This is a genomic window from Ruegeria sp. SAZD013 (assembly GCF_059612525.1).
On sequence record NZ_JBXWQT010000038.1, the window covers coordinates 184,008 to 199,181 of the forward strand.

Genomic DNA, 15,174 nt, shown 5'->3' on the forward strand with positions numbered 1-15,174 from the left:
CCTCCTCCCTAAAGCGCGACGATGTGGTGAGAGTATGACGCTTAGCCTTGGTCTTGCAAGACGCTGGCAAACGAAGCTTTCTTTGCAATCAGAACGGCTTGCGTCCGGCTTTGCACACCCAGTTTCCGCATGATTGCCGTGACATGCGCTTTGACCGTGGGTTCCGCAATGGACAGGTCATAGGCAATCTGCTTGTTCAGTTTACCTTCGCAGATCAGTTGCAGGATGCGGGCTTGCTGATTTGTCAGTGTCGCAAGCCGATTGACCGCGTCGGCGTGTTCATCCTCTTCAACATTGATCAGAACGCATCCTTCGGGCACAAAAACTTTGCCGGAATGCACTGTCTCGAATGCCAGGCGAAACACATCGCGTTGGCTATGCTTGGGTACATAACCCGATGCACCCGCCTGAATCACCTGACTGACAACGCGATTATCCGTCATCGAGGACACCACAATAACCGGGGCATTCGCAGCAGCCTTCAGACGGACAAGGCCGTCCAGCCCTTCCACATCCGGCAGGTTGAGGTCCAGCATGACCGCGTCCGGTTTCAGCCCCCCTGATAGAAGTTCCATCGCGCCTTCCAGTCGGTCTGCGGTATGGATTTCGCCGATCTGCGCCACGCTTTGCAAGGTCATCGACAGCGCGTCGCAAAACAGGGGGTGGTCATCGACGATCAGCACTTTCTCGAAGCCAGACCTTACAACGGAGTCAGCAAGCATTTGGTATTGCCTTTTTTCAATCAGATTGTCCCCAGCTTACCCAATCCTAACAACGAAAGTAATCTGCGCCTACTGGCCCAAAGTCGTACATAAGACCGGCTCGGCGTCACCTACACCCAAGGTCTAATAGGCAGGGCGAAAAACACCACGTAGCGTAAGAAAAAACACCTGGAGAAGAGAAATGGAGCTTAGCGACAGCCGCGTCATCGCCGCGCCGCGATCCAAGGTCTGGGATGCGCTTTTGTCGGTTGAGGTTCTGAAAGAATGCGTTCCGGGATGTCAGGAAATGACGGGCTCGGTCGATGACGGGTTCGAAGCGACGGTGGTGCAGAAAGTTGGCCCCGTCAAAGCGACCTTCAAAGGGGCCGTTACCCTTTCTGATATCGTAACGCTTGAAAGCGTGAAGCTCTCGGGTGAAGGTAAGGGTGGGGCTGCGGGTTTTGCCAAGGGTGCGGCCGATGTCAGTTTGTCTGATGTGCCCGAAGGTACTCTGCTGACCTATACCGTCGACGCACGTGTCGGTGGCAAGCTGGCCCAGCTTGGCAGCCGGGTCATTGATGGAGTCGCCAGAAAAATGGCCGACCGGTTCTTTGAAAACTTTCAGAACGCGGTCGAACCGGAAAAAACGCCCGATCCGGAAACCTCGGATCAGGTTCAAGCCGAACCTTCGGCCGAAGATGAAGAAGGCGAAGCAAAAAAAGGTTGGTTCAAGCGCGTATTGGGCGGTTGAACCGTTGGAATTCAGGGAGGAGAAAGTCATGAAAATTTCCATGACCGTGAACGGCAAGGCCGTAAGCGGCGAGGTCGAGGGCCGGACATTACTGTCCGGCTTTCTGCGCGAGCAACTGTCATTGACGGGCACGCATGTCGGCTGTGATACGGCCCAGTGCGGCGCTTGCGTTGTAAATGTGAATGGTCAGGCCGTGAAGTCGTGCAATATGCTGGCGGTCGAAGCCGACGGCGCTGATGTTGGCACCATCGAAGGTCAGGCAAATGCGGACGGTTCGCTGAACGTGATCCAGCAAGCCTTTCAGGATCATCACGGCCTTCAATGCGGGTTCTGTACTCCGGGTATGGTGATGAGCGCCGCAGCGCTGCTGAAAGACAACCCGCGCCCATCTGAGGCCGAAATCCGGAAATACCTGGAAGGCAACCTGTGCCGCTGCACAGGGTACCACAATATCGTCAAGGCGATCATGGCCGCCTCTGGCCAGGACGTCGGCAGTATCGCCGCGGAATGATGCCGCTGCGGGCGTAAATGTTGCGCCCGTGGGACAAGTGAAGGGTGCAACAGCATCCGTTTATGGGAGGAGAACAAGCAATGCCCAAAGACAGTGGCATCGGAGCCAGCTCCAAGCGGCGCGAGGACGTCCGCTTTCTGACCGGAGCAGGCAACTACACCGACGACATCAATGTACGTGGCCAGGCTTACGTATATTTCCTGCGGTCCGACATCGCGCATGGGCGGATCAATTCTGTGGATACATCAACGGCCGAGGGTATGCCCGGCGTGGTCAGGATATTCACCGGCAAAGACTTTGAAGGCGTGGGCGGAATGCCCTGTGGCTGGGAAGTGACCGACAAGCACGGCGCACCGATGCAGGAACCGCCACATCCCATTCTAGCACAGGGCAAGGTGCGCCACGTGGGCGATCCCATTGCCGCCGTGGTGGCTGACAGTCTGGAACAGGCCCGTGACGCGGTTGAGGCTATTGATCTGGATATCGAGGAACTGCCCGCCGTGATCGACATGAAATCCGCCGCGCAGGAAGGCGCGACGCTGGTTCATGACGATCTGAAAAACAACATCTGCTACGACTGGCAGCTGGGTGAGGCCGACGACGCAAAGGTGAACGACGTCTTTACCAACGCGGCGCACGTTACCAAGCTGGATCTGGTGAACAACCGGCTGGTCGCCAACCCGATGGAACCGCGCGTGGCCGTGGCGGAATACAGCCGGGGCACGGATGAATATACGCTCTATACCACTTCGCAGAACCCGCATGTCATCCGCTTGTTGATGTGCGCCTTCGTTCTGGGTTTGCCGGAACATAAAGTCCGCGTCGTGGCCCCGGATGTGGGTGGTGGATTTGGCACCAAGATATTCCACTATGCGGAAGAAGCGTTCTGCACCTTTGCCGCCAAAGCCTGCAACCGCCCAGTCAAGTGGACCGCCAGCCGGTCCGAGGCGTTCATGTCGGATGCGCAGGGTCGTGACCATGTCAGCACGATTGAACTGGCTCTGGATGCGGATAACAACTTTATCGGGCTGCGGACCAACACCTATGCCAATCTGGGCGCTTATCTTTCGACCTTCTCCAGCTCGGTGCCGACATGGCTGCACGGGACGCTGATGGCAGGCAACTATAAGACCCCGGTCATTCAGGTAAATGTGAAGGCGATGTTTACAAACACGGTGCCGGTGGACGCCTATCGCGGCGCTGGCCGCCCCGAAGCAACCTTCCAGCTGGAGCGTGTCATCGACAAGGCCGCCCGCGAGTTGGGTGTGGATCCGATCGCCCTGCGTCGCCAGAACTTTGTCACGCAGTTCCCCTATGACACGCCAGTGGCGCTGACTTACGACACCGGGGACTACAACGGGACAATGGACAAGCTTGAGGCTGCTGCCGATCTGGCAGGCTTTGCCGCCCGCCGTGCAAAAAGCGAGGCCAACGGCAAGCTGCGGGGCCTGGGTGTCAACTGCTATATCGAGGCCTGCGGTATCGCGCCGTCGAACATCGTTGGCATGCTGGGGGCCCGGGCGGGTCTTTATGATGCCGCGACCGTTCGGGTTAATGCCACCGGTTCGATCAGCGTCATGGTCGGCGCGCACAGCCATGGTCAGGGGCATGAGACGGCCTTCCCGCAGGTTGTGGCCGACATGATCGGCATCGACGAGTCGATGGTCGAGATCGTGCATGGTGACACCTCGAAGATCCCGTTTGGCATGGGCACCTATGGCTCACGCTCGCTGGCGGTTTGTGGATCGGCGATGGTCAAGGCGACCGAAAAAGTGATCGACAAGGCCAAGAAGATCGCCGCCCACCTGTTGGAAGCGTCCGAGGCGGATATCGAGCTGAAGGACGGTCAGTTCAGTGTTGCGGGGACCGACAAGTCGGTGGCATGGGGGGATGTGACCCTCACGGCTTATGTCCCGCACAACTATCCGCTGGAAGTTGAACCGGGACTGGAAGAAACCGCGTTTTATGACCCGGCCAACTTTACTTTCCCGGCAGGGGCTTATGCATGTGAGGTCGAGGTTGATCCGGACACAGGTCAGGTCACGATTGAGAAGTTCACGGCTGCGGATGACTTCGGCAATATCGTCAATCCGATGATCGTTGATGGACAAGTGCATGGCGGTATTGGTCAGGGCATCGGTCAGGCCTTGCTTGAAAACTGTGCCTATGACGAGAATGGCCAACTGCTGAGCGCGTCCTTCATGGACTACGCGATGCCACGCGCTGATGACGTCCCGTTCTACAGCGTCGATCATTCAAGCCAGACGCCCTGTACACACAATCCGCTTGGTGTGAAGGGTTGCGGCGAGGCCGGAGCGATCGGCTCACCGCCTGCGGTGGTCAACGCGGTGCTGGATGCGTTGAACTCGGGTGGAAGGGCTGTTGATCATATCGACATGCCGATGAGCCCGTCACGCGTTTGGACGGCGATGCATGGTTGAGAGGTTGGGGTGCGAGGGGTTAGCCCCTCGCGCTCCCCGGGATATTTATAGCCAGATGAAGGGCGGATCAGCGCCTTTCGGAAAGGAAGAACGAAATGTACAATTTCGAGTTTGAGAAGCCCTCGACCATTGCTGACGCGGTTGCAGCATTGGCAGCAGAGGATGCGCAGGCGTTGGGAGGCGGACAAACGCTGATCCCGACATTGAAGCAACGGTTGGCGGCACCGTCCAAACTGGTGTCGGTGAGCGGCATTGCCGAGATGCAAGGCGTCTGCGTTGATGATGACGGCTCGGTCTCTGTTGGGGGTGCAACACCTCACGCTGTCGTTGCTCGCGACGTTGCGGGGTCTTATCCCGCGCTGGCGGCATTGGCTGGACAAATTGGCGACCCGGCAGTGCGCAATCGTGGAACCATCGGTGGTTCGGTTGCGAACAATGACCCGGCAGCCTGTTATCCGGCGGGTGTGCTGGGATCGGGCGCAACCGTGGTGACCAACGCGCGTCAAATTGCGGCAGATGACTTTTTTCAAGGCATGTTCACCACAGCCCTGGATGAAGGAGAGATCATCACCTCGATCCGCTTTCCGGTTCCGCAGGCGGCAAGCTATCAAAAATTCCTGCAACCAGCATCGCGGTTTGCACTTGTTGGGGTATATTTGGCCCGTTTCACGGACGGCGTGCGCGTGGCGGTGACCGGGGCAAGTGAGGATGGCGTCTTCCGTTGGAGCGAAGCCGAGCAGGCGCTGAACAAGGAGTTTCGCCCGGACGCCTTGATGGACCTTCGGATTAACCCCGCCAACATGATAGCTGATTTACATGGCAGCAAGGAATACCGGGCGCATCTTGTGTCGATCATGACCAAACGCGCCGTTGAAGCCTGCATGTAGGAATTTCACGAAATGATGCTCAAAAGCCCCGGTTTTTACCGGGGCTTTTTCGTTGAGATATGGTTTTGGTGTCTCGCCACAGTCGGGCTGGCCAGCACCTTTTCGTTGTTTGAGGGTCGTGGCCAGTGTCTACGCAAAAAAAATCAGGCCGCCCAATTCCAGACGGCCTGATCACGTCATAAGCTAAGCATTTGCTTATTCGGCGGCTTGTGCACCTGTAGCGGCATGTTTGTCACGCTGACTGTCTCGGAACAAAGCTTTGGCCAATGCAATACACATCAAACCCATTACAGCAGTAAAGGGCAGTGCTCCGATGATCATTGCGTTTCGCAAAGCATCCATCGGGTTGTTTTCGCCCGCTGCGAGGACCAGCGCGCCAATCACAGCCGTCAGGATGACACCCCAGATGATGCGGTGCTTGATGCCCGTCTCCTGGCTGCCGCCCGACATGATGGTGTTCATCACCAGAATGCCCGAGTCTGCCGACGTGACGAGGAATGTCATGATCAGGATCACGCACATCACGTTCAGCAATGACAACAGACCTCCGTCAATCATGTAAGACAGGGTCACGAACAGCTTGTTGGTGTTTGATGCTCCGACGATCGCACCTTCTGCAGCGCCTGCCAGTTCCAGGTCGATCGCGGTGCCGCCCAAAACCGTCATCCAAGCAAAGCACACCAACGCCGGAGCGAACACGCAACCCACGATGAACTCGCGGACAGACCGTCCTTTCGAAATACGGGCAAGGAACAAGCCCACAAAGGGCGAGAACGCGATCCACCAGGCCCAGTAGAACGTGGTCCAGCCCGACTGCCAGCCGAACTGACGCCCCTGCTCACCCGCCGCATAAACGGCCGCCAGCGTTGCTTCATCCAACTCGGCTGCTGCCCCTTCCAGGCCGCTCTTGAAACCGTCAAAGCTGCCCCACGCATTGGTAGCTCCGCCCATCAGATCATTGGCATGGGCTTGTGCTTCGGCGGGCAGAGCCGCAGCGAAGGCTTCAACTGACAGTGGACCATAGGCGTTAAAGCTGAGCGACAGGATATGCAGAATATAGTCGACCATTGCTGTGCCATAAGTGGTCATGGCAAAGACGAACGAGCCGAAGACGATAAATGTGCCCAACAGGATGATCGACAATACGAGGTTCAGGTTCGACAGGTATTTAACACCACGACCAACGCCTGATACGGCCGAAATAATCGACAGACTCATGATGATGACCAGACCGGCGATCAGACCCACTTTGCTTGGGGTTGGAACTTCGCCACCCAGATCCATGACCCATTCCATACCGGTGATGGCATAAAGCCCGTCGATGAATTGGCTGACACCATAGCCGATGGTGACAGAAACACCGAGGATCGTTGCAACAACGCCCAAAACGTCAACCACATGGCCGAAGAAGCCATTGACGAAGCGGCCAAACAGGGGCGTCAGCGCCGAGCGGATGGTGAGAGGCATGTCGCGGGTATAAGCGTAATATGCCAGCGACAACCCGGTAACCACATAGATGGCCCAAGCGTGAAACCCGTAGTGCAAGAAGGTATATCGGTAAGCCGACTGCAGTGCTTCGGGTGTATTTCCCACGACCGCCTCGGACACGACTTCGGGGTTCGAACCCCACAGCCCCAACGGTTCTGCGGTTGCAAAAACCATCAGACCAACACCCAGGCCGGCGCCGAACATCATGGAGAACCATGAGAAGTTCGAAAACTCGGGCTTTTCACCGGGTGTTCCCATCACACGGCGACCCGTGGATGGAATAGCGGCGACAACGGCCAGAAAAACGAGGAACAACCCGACAATGACAATGTAGAAGCTGTTGAAAAGCTCAAGCAACCGCCCGTTCAGGCTGCCAAGCGTACCGTTTGCGTTTGCTGGGAAGATCAGTGCCCACAAAACCAGCGCGACCATGATGGACTTGCTGATCAGGGCAATTGGGACGCTGTAATTTTCGTAAAAACCGGCATCCGCCGTCTTTATCTCAACGTCCGTGAATGGATCGGGTATCGACATATTGCGTTTTCCTCCGTGTGTTCGCCATTTCTTGTTCTTCTGATTTTGGCTTGGGGTGCACCGCGCGGGACGGCGAAAATAACATGCCCAATGCACCAAACGATCAGCGAGTTGACTGCAACTCAGCTGAGACTTACGGGGAAGACCACACACCATGTGGGATCGCCCACCGCTCTTTTCCTCCCGGATTGTTCTCGCTTGCAAAAGCTGTTGGCTCGAAGTGGCAAGTCTGTCTGCCGTTGAACCTGGTTGCAGCTTCGCAAGAAGTGGTTGCGCCCTTCAATTCGGGGAAACCTATGACAGAGGTTAGGGCAGCTCACCCAAGATTCCGACCCTTATGCTACTCGAAACGACGCTCTCGGTTACTCGAAACACGTGTTAGCGAGAACAAGTAAAGGGCGTGATTGTGGTTCCTTCTACAGTTTCAATACCAGTTTGTCCGACTTGGCTCGCGAAACGCATGTGCACAGGAACTCATGCGTTTCCTGCTCTTGCGGAGTAAGTATACCGTCGCGATGATCGACTTCGCCGGAAACGACATCAATGATACAGGTTCCGCAAAGCCCTTCGGAGCAGCCGAAATCAACCTGCACACCATTGGCCTGCAAAACCTCCAGAATGGATTGGTCCTTGCCAACGGGATAGATCGCACCAGTCGACTGGATCTCGATCTGGAAATCGGCGTTCGGGGCATGTTCAATGTCCGACGCGGCGGCGAACCGTTCAAAGTGTATCGCGCCGCCGCGCAGCAAGGCACCAGCCTCCAGTACCGCATTCAGCATCGGTTCAGGGCCGCAGGTATATACGTCTGCGCCCATCGGCATCGATTGCATGACAGATCTCAGATCGAACACCCCGTCTGTGTTATCACAATGCAAATGATACCATTCATCAAGTCCAAGCGCCCGGAATTGTGCATCCATCGCCGCGTATTCTTTTGATCGAACAAGATAATAGACACGAAAATCCTGCCCTCGGTTCAGCAGCTCACGTGCCATTGCAACCAGTGGAGTGGCCCCGATGCCGCCAGCGATCAAAGTGACGTGCCGATCATGGCTTTCAAGTTTGAAGTGGTTGCGGGGGCCGCCGATTTCCACGGTCGCGCCCTCTTGCAGGTCATGCATCGCCAGTGACCCGCCTCGCCCCTTGTCTTCGCGTTTGACGGCCACGTTGATCAGGCGTCCATCCTGGCTCCAGCTCCACAGCGAGTATTGCCGTATCAGACCGTCTTCAAGATGGATGTCCACATGCGCTCCGGGCTCGAGGCTGGTGAAGCGCCCGCTTTCGATCTCGAAACAGAAGTCAGAGGTGTCGGGGCTGAGCGGCGTTTTTCGCACAAGGCGGGCGACTTGAGTATCCATCACTTGTCCTGTTCGGTCTCACGTGGCGTACATTCTGCGTCGTTCAGCAAACAACAGGAAAAAAGATAGATTTCAATTGCAAAATTTCTAACATTCGGGTGAATTGAGCTCACCCAGAGTTCAAAAGCCGACAAACCTCCATGTCTCGACGCCACTACAACCTTCCCCCTCTTACGACTTTATCGGCCTTTGAAGCCGCCGCTCGGCATCTCAGCTTCAAGGAAGCCGCGAGTGAGCTTTCCGTGACGCCGGGTGCCGTCAGTCATCAGATTAAGGCGCTGGAAGGTGAGCTGGGCGCGGCACTTTTTGTCCGAAAGCACCGCGGTGTGGAACTGACCGAGGATGGGCAAGACCTGTTTGAGGCACTCGGCGCTTCGTTCAGGCAGATTTCAAAGGTACTTGAAAAGATTCGCAGCAACGATGTCGAGAACCACGTAACCGTTGGGTCAACCACTGCCGTCGCCGCACTTTGGCTGTCACCGTCTGTCATCCGGTTCTGGCAAGATTATCCGCACGTGAAAGTGAACCAGATGGCGCAGGACAAGGCGTTCACGGACCGGCCGGATATCGACTTGTTCATCCGCTATGGCCGGGACGCGAACGCGCAACTCACGCACACGAAACTGTATCGCGATATCCTGACACCCGTTTGCAGCCCCCAGATGGCCGCGGACCTTAAAGGGGCCAGCCTTGAAGACCTCGTGCAGCGGCGGCTGATCCATCTTGAAACGCAGGACAGTACCTGGACGACCTGGTCATCCTGGTTCCACGACCTCGGGTTTTCTGGGGTTGTTCCCGTGGAATCGCGGGTGAACAGCTATGCGCTTGCCCTTCAGGTGGCGCGTAAAGGGGCGGGTCTTGCGCTGGGGTGGAAACGTCTGGTCCAGCCCATGCTCGCATCAGGGAAACTCGTCGCATTAGAGGAATTCAGCCTGCCCGCCCCGGATAATTTCTATCTTGTCGGTCGTCCGGACGATCAGCTTTCGGAAGGGGCGCTGGCTCTCAAGAATTGGTTGCTTAACGAACTGTCTGAAGGTTCGGTTTAGCCTGCCTCAATTTGCCATTAGGTTTTTTAGTATTGAACGTGGGCGGCCTCGGCCGCCAATGGATGCAGCGATAAACTCATTCAAATCACTCAGGAGTGGCCGATGAACAAGCACGCACCGCTTTCGTCTGTTCTGACACCGGTAAACACCGCAAAGGGTCTGCCGAACGAGCATTATATTGATCCCGCAGTTTTTGCCGAAGAACGGGATGCGGTCTTGTTTGCGAACTGGTCCGGCATCGGCTTTGGCAAAGACATTCCAGAGGCGGGAGATGCGTATCCGATCGATTTCCTGGGTGTGCCGCTGTTGATGGTACGCGATCGCGACGGTCAGATCGGCGTGTTCCAGAACACCTGTCGCCACCGCGGCATGATTTTGGTCGACAAGCCGCAAAAAATCCGCGGCGCGATCCGCTGCCCCTATCACAGCTGGTGCTATGGCTTGAATGGTGAACTGCGGACTGCCCCTCATGTCGGGGGCCCTGGGCAAAACACCCATGAGGATCTAGATTTCGCCGAGTTGGGCCTTATCCGCATCCGCTCGTATGTCTGGCGGGATGTTGTCTTTGTCAATGTCAGCGGCGATGCTCCGGAATTCGAAAATGTCCATGGCGAGTTGATGGAACGCTGGAAAGAATTCGATCAACCAATGTATCACGGTGGCGCTGGCGCATCGGTTTATCTTGAGTTGAACTCGAACTGGAAACTGGCTGTTGAAAACTACTGCGAAAGCTATCACCTGCCTTGGGTTCACCCCGGCCTGAACAGCTATTCGCGTCTGGAAGATCACTACAACATCAACGAACTGGGCAAGTATTCGGGTCAGGGCACCTATGTCTACCGCCAGTTCGAGGGTCACGATGGCGAAAAGCTGGATGATTTCGAGAACCTGAGTGAGCAGTGGACTGACGGCGCGGAATATATCGTCGTTTACCCGAATACCCTGCTGGGTGTTCAGCGTGACCACGGCTTTGCTTTCCTCATCGATCCGATCACGCATGAGCGTTCGAACGAACGGATTGAGCTCTACTACGCCAAAAAACCCGAAGACGCGCCCGAACACGAAGCACTGCGTGCCAAGAACGCGCAACTGTGGAAGACGGTGTTCGAGGAAGACGTCTTTGTGGTTGAAGGCATGCAGAAAGGCCGTCACGGCGTGAAATTCGATGGCGGTCGTTTCTCGCCCGCGATGGACGGCCCGACCCATTGTTTTCACCATTGGGTGGCCACGCAGATCGAAAAAGCCCGCGCTGAAGCGTAAGCAATCCTGAAAAGTCGATCTGGTCAGGCCTGACTGACCAGATCGCGGGTCGGTTGCAAACACTATAGACGGGACGGCGTTGCCGTCTTTTCTTTAGTATTGGGCAGCCGGTGTGAATTCACCGAAAGGGTCACAGTGGATCTGGACGAACTCGACAAACAACTCTTGCGGGCCCATGCGGAAAAAGATGTACCCGCATTGATCCGGCTGTATCACCAAGCGGCGATTCTGGCCGAAGAGCGCCAGCATCATGAAGCCTCGTGTTTCTACCTGACCCACGCATTTGTGTTTGCGTTGGAATATGGCGCGCCGGAAGCAGATGAGTTGAACCTAAAGCTGTTTGAACGTGGCCGCGCACACCGATTGACGTTCTGACGAATTCGTTTGCTTAAGCGTATTGCGCCGTCAGGCATTCTCCAAATTTGAGTTTAGCTGACTTCATTCGATCTCGAATTTTGTCGACATTGTCGATGGGCCAGTCTTCATGGAAGAACAAGCGCGAACGAAAACGCGCGAGATAGCCAAAATGCGAAACGAAGCTCAGGCCGTGGTCATCGGCGGAGGAGTGATCGGGTGCTCGATCCTGTATCATTTGACCAAACTGGGATGGTCCGATGTAGTTCTGTTGGAGCGGGACGAGCTGACCTCGGGGTCAACATGGCACGCAGCCGCCAACATTCACGGATTGCACGACAGTACCAATATCAGCCGCATCCAGCATTACACGATGAGCCTGTATAAAGCGCTGGAAGCTGAAACCGGTCAAAGCTGCGGCGTATTCCAGCCCGGCTCGCTATACCTGGCCCAGACAGAAGAGCGCGAACATCAGCTGAAGCTACAGGCCGCAAAGGCCAGACTGTATGGCATGAACTTCTATGAGATCAGCATCGAAGAAGCCCAAAAGCTGAACCCGCTGGTCAATTACGACGGCATCCGTTGCGTGATGTTCGAACCCGATGGCGGCAATGTGGACCCGTCGGGTGTGACCAACGCCTATGCGGTCGGCGCACGTCAACGCGGGGCGCAGATTCACCGTTTCACGCCGGTCACTGCAACCGAGCGGCAGGAGGATGGCAGCTGGATCGTCAGAACGCCAAAAGGTGACATCAGGACACGCTGGGTGGTGAACGCAGCGGGCCTGTGGGGGCGCGAGGTTGCGGCACTGGCCGGAATCGAACTGCCGCTGCAACCTACAGAGCACCAGTATTTCGTAACCGAATCCATGGCTGATGTGAAAAGCCACGGCACCCGTCTGCCATCTGTATCAGACCGGGATGGCGAGTATTACCTGCGTCAGGAAGGCAACGGCCTGCTGGTCGGCGCTTATGAGAAAGATATGAGGTTCTGGGCCGAAGAAGGCACGCCGCTGGATTTTGCCCACGACCTGTTCCCTGATGATCTGGAGCGGATCGAAGAGAACATGATGAACGCCATCGAACGCTTGCCTGCGGTTGGTGAAGCCGGGATCAAGCGTGTCATCAACGGCCCGATGATCTGGTCACCGGATTCAAATGTTCTGATGGGGCCGGTGCCTGAGGTCGACGGCTATTTCTGCTGCAACGGTATCATCCCCGGCTTCTCGCAATCGGGCGGCATGGGCCTGATGGCGGCGCAGTGGATCATCGAGGGTGAAACGGAATACGATATGTTCGCCTGGGATTTGGCGCGTTTTGACAACTGGGCCACCAAGGCGTTCACCAAAGCGCGCGTGGCAGATCAGTACAGTCATCGGTTCGCGATCCATTTCCCCAATGAAGAACGCAGCGCCGGTCGTCCGGCACGGGTTCGCCCGATCTACGAGGCGCAGAAGGCCATGGGTGCGGTTTTTGGCCTGAACGCCGGTTGGGAACATCCGCTGTGGTTTGCCGCAACGCCCGGCACCAAAGATACCAATGGCTTTACCCGTCAGAACTGGTGGGGACCGGTGGGTGAGGAATGCAGGATGTTGCGCGACCGTGCCGGGATCATCGATATCTCGAACTTCGCCAAGTATCTCTGCAAGGGTCCGGGTGCGGCAGACTGGTTGAACGCCGTCTTTGCCAATACCATGCCCAAAACCGTCGGCAGATCCTGCCTGACCCCGCTGATCTCGAAACGCGGCGGTATTGCAGGCGACTTTACAGTTACCCGCGTAGCTGATGACGAGTTCTGGGTGATTGGCTCGGGCATGGCAGAGCGGTATCACAAGCGCTTCTTCAAACAGGTTCCGCTGCCTGAGGGAACCACTTTCGAAAGCAAAACCGAAACGATGTGCGGCTTTAACGTGGCCGGCCCTAGGTCCCGCGACATCCTGCAACTTCTGACCAACACATCGCTCGCAACCGAAGATTTCCCGTTCATGCGGTCCGCCAAGATTGAGCTGGCGGGAGTTCAGGTTCTTGCCCTGCGCGTCTCCTTTACTGGCGACCTGGGGTGGGAGCTGCATTGCGCCACCCAAGATCAAGCACGACTGTACAATGCCTTGATTGAGGCAGGCAAAGAGTTCGGGGCTGGCCCTGTTGGCAGCCGGGCACTGATGTCTATGCGGGTCGAAAAGGGCTATGGGTCTTGGAGCCGCGAATACAGCCCGGAGTACTGGCCGCATGAAGTGGGTCTTGATCGCCTCTGCAAATTCGAAAAGGACTTCCTCAACAAAGCGGCTGCGCAGAAAGTGTTGCAGAACCCGGCCCGGGAACACCTGGTGGTTCTACACCTGAACGAAGCGGATGTGACAGCATCTAACGCGGATGCAACAGGTGGTGAGCCGATCTTCAAGAACGGTGAAGGGATCGGCCGAGTGACCTCGGGCACCTATGGCTACACTGTCGGAATGTCGTTGGCCTTGGGATATGTAAAAAACGCCCAGCCAGGTGATGAGGTCGAGGTTATGGTTCTGGGGCGACCGCACAGGGCCACGATCCTGCATGAACCGCCCTTTGATGCCGCGGGAAAAGCGCTTAGGGCTTAAAACCGCAATAGCTCAAGGCCTTGTCCTTCGGGGTATTCCGTCACCTCTGCCGGGATGATCGCCAATCCATCCGCTTGTGCAAGCAAAGCAACACGACCACTGTAGGACGGTTCCATCAGACGCAATCGGGGCCGTCCGTCCGGTGTGTGACCGTCAATCTGAACCGGGCGATATTCCTGACGGCCCGCGGTGCGGTGCAAGGGTTCCGACAGAACTGCCTGTACGGCTGCCTGCGGGGTGTGGTGCAGACCGGCGCGGCGCGCCATCATCTGCGATCCGATTATCTGCCAGGTCACAAAAGCAGAAACCGGGTTGCCTGGAAGGCCGATGTAAAGTGCACCGCCACGCCGACCAAACATGATCGGCTTGCCCGGTTTCATTGCGACTTTCATCACATCCGTCACGCCACCGATCTCAGTGAACAGACGCGGCATATGATCCTCATCGCCGACAGAAACACCACCGGTCGTGATGATCAGGTCAGAGGTTTCAGTCGCGTCCAGCAAGACCTGTTTCAAAAGCGCGGGGTCATCTTCAACCGACCCCCGGTCCGTGAGTTCAATCCAGGGCTTCTGCAACAGCGCAAGCAGCATGTAACGGTTCGAGTTATAGATCTGCCCCGGGCCAAGGGGCTCACCCGGTTGGCGCAACTCACTGCCGGTTGAAAAGATCGCAACCTTCAGCTTGCGGAGAACCACGACCTCGCCATACCCGGCGGATGCAAGGGCTGCCACCTCGCGCGGGCCAATCTCGCAGCCGCGCCGCAGGATCGACGCTCCGGCATGAAGGTCTTCACCGGCACGCCGGATATGTTGCCCGGGCTTTGGACGGCGGCTGAAGCGAATTTGCCCCTCTACAACATCACAATCTTCCTGCATGACGATGGCGTCGTAATCAGAAGGAACAGGCGCTCCGGTAAAAATCCTCACCGCGCTGCCGACAGGTGCAGCATGAGACCCGCTGTCCCCCGCCGCGATGCGACCCTCCACCGGCATCTGGAACAGGTCGTCATCGCCAAGATCTGCGGTTCGAACCGCATAACCATCCATTGCCGAATTGTCGAAAGCGGGCATATCGACCTTGCTGAAACAGTCGCGGGCCAATATTCGCCCTATTGCAGCGGCCAAAGGCAGCGTTTCCGTTTCTGTGATCGGATCAGCAGCGGACAGGCCACGGTGCAGGGCCTCATCCACGCTCAGATACATATGCACGTGTCGATCACAGCCGCATCCATCAGCCATATCCAG

The 15,174-nt window shown here is 56.8% G+C and carries 12 protein-coding genes; 8 read left to right on the forward strand and 4 right to left on the reverse strand.

Translation table 11 applies throughout. From position 1 onward, the window contains the following. Nucleotides 1-41: 41 nt before the first annotated feature. Nucleotides 42-722, reverse strand: coding sequence for a response regulator (locus AC2FLU_RS19380; protein ID WP_480484332.1), 681 nt, complete (start codon nt 720-722; stop codon nt 42-44). 181 nt (nt 723-903) lie between these two features. Here AC2FLU_RS19380 and AC2FLU_RS19385 point away from each other — a divergent pair, with 181 nt between their 5' ends. From AC2FLU_RS19385 to AC2FLU_RS19400, 4 genes are all read left to right on the forward strand, one after another. Further along, nucleotides 904-1,452, forward strand: coding sequence for an SRPBCC family protein (locus AC2FLU_RS19385; RefSeq protein WP_480520524.1), 549 nt, complete (start codon nt 904-906; stop codon nt 1,450-1,452). A gap of 28 nt (nt 1,453-1,480) precedes the next feature. Further along, complete coding sequence (locus AC2FLU_RS19390) at nt 1,481-1,963, forward strand: (2Fe-2S)-binding protein (RefSeq protein WP_496809429.1); 483 nt, start codon at nt 1,481-1,483, stop codon at nt 1,961-1,963. An 80-nt stretch (nt 1,964-2,043) separates the two neighbouring features. Further along, nucleotides 2,044-4,404, forward strand: a complete 2,361-nt coding sequence (locus tag AC2FLU_RS19395) for a xanthine dehydrogenase family protein molybdopterin-binding subunit (RefSeq protein ID WP_496812082.1) — start codon at nt 2,044-2,046, stop codon at nt 4,402-4,404. 95 nt (nt 4,405-4,499) lie between these two features. After that, a complete protein-coding gene (locus AC2FLU_RS19400; RefSeq protein ID WP_496812083.1) occupies nt 4,500-5,291 on the forward strand; it encodes an FAD binding domain-containing protein in 792 nt (263 codons plus the stop codon). 195 nt (nt 5,292-5,486) lie between these two features. Here the strand turns inward: AC2FLU_RS19400 and AC2FLU_RS19405 are convergent, their stop codons facing one another. Then, complete coding sequence (locus AC2FLU_RS19405) at nt 5,487-7,313, reverse strand: BCCT family transporter (RefSeq protein WP_480606824.1); 1,827 nt, start codon at nt 7,311-7,313, stop codon at nt 5,487-5,489. Between the two features lie 416 nt (nt 7,314-7,729). After that, nucleotides 7,730-8,674: a PDR/VanB family oxidoreductase gene (locus AC2FLU_RS19410; protein ID WP_496812084.1), complete on the reverse strand. Its 945-nt coding sequence runs from the start codon at nt 8,672-8,674 to the stop codon at nt 7,730-7,732. Between the two features lie 140 nt (nt 8,675-8,814). On the opposite strand from AC2FLU_RS19410, the gene AC2FLU_RS19415 reads away from it, so the two are divergent. From AC2FLU_RS19415 to AC2FLU_RS19430, 4 genes are all read left to right on the forward strand, one after another. Continuing rightward, entirely contained in the window at nt 8,815-9,720 is a 906-nt protein-coding gene (locus tag AC2FLU_RS19415; RefSeq protein WP_496715853.1) for a LysR substrate-binding domain-containing protein, read from the forward strand. A gap of 102 nt (nt 9,721-9,822) precedes the next feature. Then, nucleotides 9,823-10,980 carry an aromatic ring-hydroxylating oxygenase subunit alpha gene (locus AC2FLU_RS19420; protein ID WP_480477339.1) on the forward strand — a complete coding sequence of 386 codons (1,158 nt, stop codon included), beginning with the start codon at nt 9,823-9,825 and terminating at the stop codon, nt 10,978-10,980. Nucleotides 10,981-11,115: 135 nt separating this feature from the next. Continuing rightward, nucleotides 11,116-11,355, forward strand: coding sequence for a hypothetical protein (locus AC2FLU_RS19425; RefSeq protein WP_209597175.1), 240 nt, complete (start codon nt 11,116-11,118; stop codon nt 11,353-11,355). A 151-nt stretch (nt 11,356-11,506) separates the two neighbouring features. Further along, nucleotides 11,507-13,927: a GcvT family protein gene (locus tag AC2FLU_RS19430; RefSeq protein ID WP_496812085.1), complete on the forward strand. Its 2,421-nt coding sequence runs from the start codon at nt 11,507-11,509 to the stop codon at nt 13,925-13,927. Here the strand turns inward: AC2FLU_RS19430 and AC2FLU_RS19435 are convergent. Continuing rightward, the gene (locus tag AC2FLU_RS19435) at nt 13,924-15,168 is read right to left on the reverse strand and encodes a molybdopterin molybdotransferase MoeA (protein ID WP_496809434.1); all 1,245 of its coding nucleotides are present in this window, start codon (nt 15,166-15,168) and stop codon (nt 13,924-13,926) included. The genes AC2FLU_RS19430 and AC2FLU_RS19435 overlap by 4 nt on opposite strands. Nucleotides 15,169-15,174 lie beyond the last annotated feature (6 nt).

Bases quoted from the DNA above. Each gene is read 5' to 3' on its own strand.
- AC2FLU_RS19380 (WP_480484332.1), bottom strand. From the start codon at position 722: ATGCTTGCTGACTCCGTTGTAAGGTCTGGCTTCGAGAAAGTGCTGATC.
- AC2FLU_RS19385 (WP_480520524.1), top strand. From the start codon at position 904: ATGGAGCTTAGCGACAGCCGCGTCATCGCCGCGCCGCGATCCAAGGTC.
- AC2FLU_RS19390 (WP_496809429.1), top strand. From the start codon at position 1,481: ATGAAAATTTCCATGACCGTGAACGGCAAGGCCGTAAGCGGCGAGGTC.
- AC2FLU_RS19395 (WP_496812082.1), top strand. From the start codon at position 2,044: ATGCCCAAAGACAGTGGCATCGGAGCCAGCTCCAAGCGGCGCGAGGAC.
- AC2FLU_RS19400 (WP_496812083.1), top strand. From the start codon at position 4,500: ATGTACAATTTCGAGTTTGAGAAGCCCTCGACCATTGCTGACGCGGTT.
- AC2FLU_RS19405 (WP_480606824.1), bottom strand. From the start codon at position 7,313: ATGTCGATACCCGATCCATTCACGGACGTTGAGATAAAGACGGCGGAT.
- AC2FLU_RS19410 (WP_496812084.1), bottom strand. From the start codon at position 8,674: ATGGATACTCAAGTCGCCCGCCTTGTGCGAAAAACGCCGCTCAGCCCC.
- AC2FLU_RS19415 (WP_496715853.1), top strand. From the start codon at position 8,815: ATGTCTCGACGCCACTACAACCTTCCCCCTCTTACGACTTTATCGGCC.
- AC2FLU_RS19420 (WP_480477339.1), top strand. From the start codon at position 9,823: ATGAACAAGCACGCACCGCTTTCGTCTGTTCTGACACCGGTAAACACC.
- AC2FLU_RS19430 (WP_496812085.1), top strand. From the start codon at position 11,507: ATGCGAAACGAAGCTCAGGCCGTGGTCATCGGCGGAGGAGTGATCGGG.
- AC2FLU_RS19435 (WP_496809434.1), bottom strand. From the start codon at position 15,168: ATGGCTGATGGATGCGGCTGTGATCGACACGTGCATATGTATCTGAGC.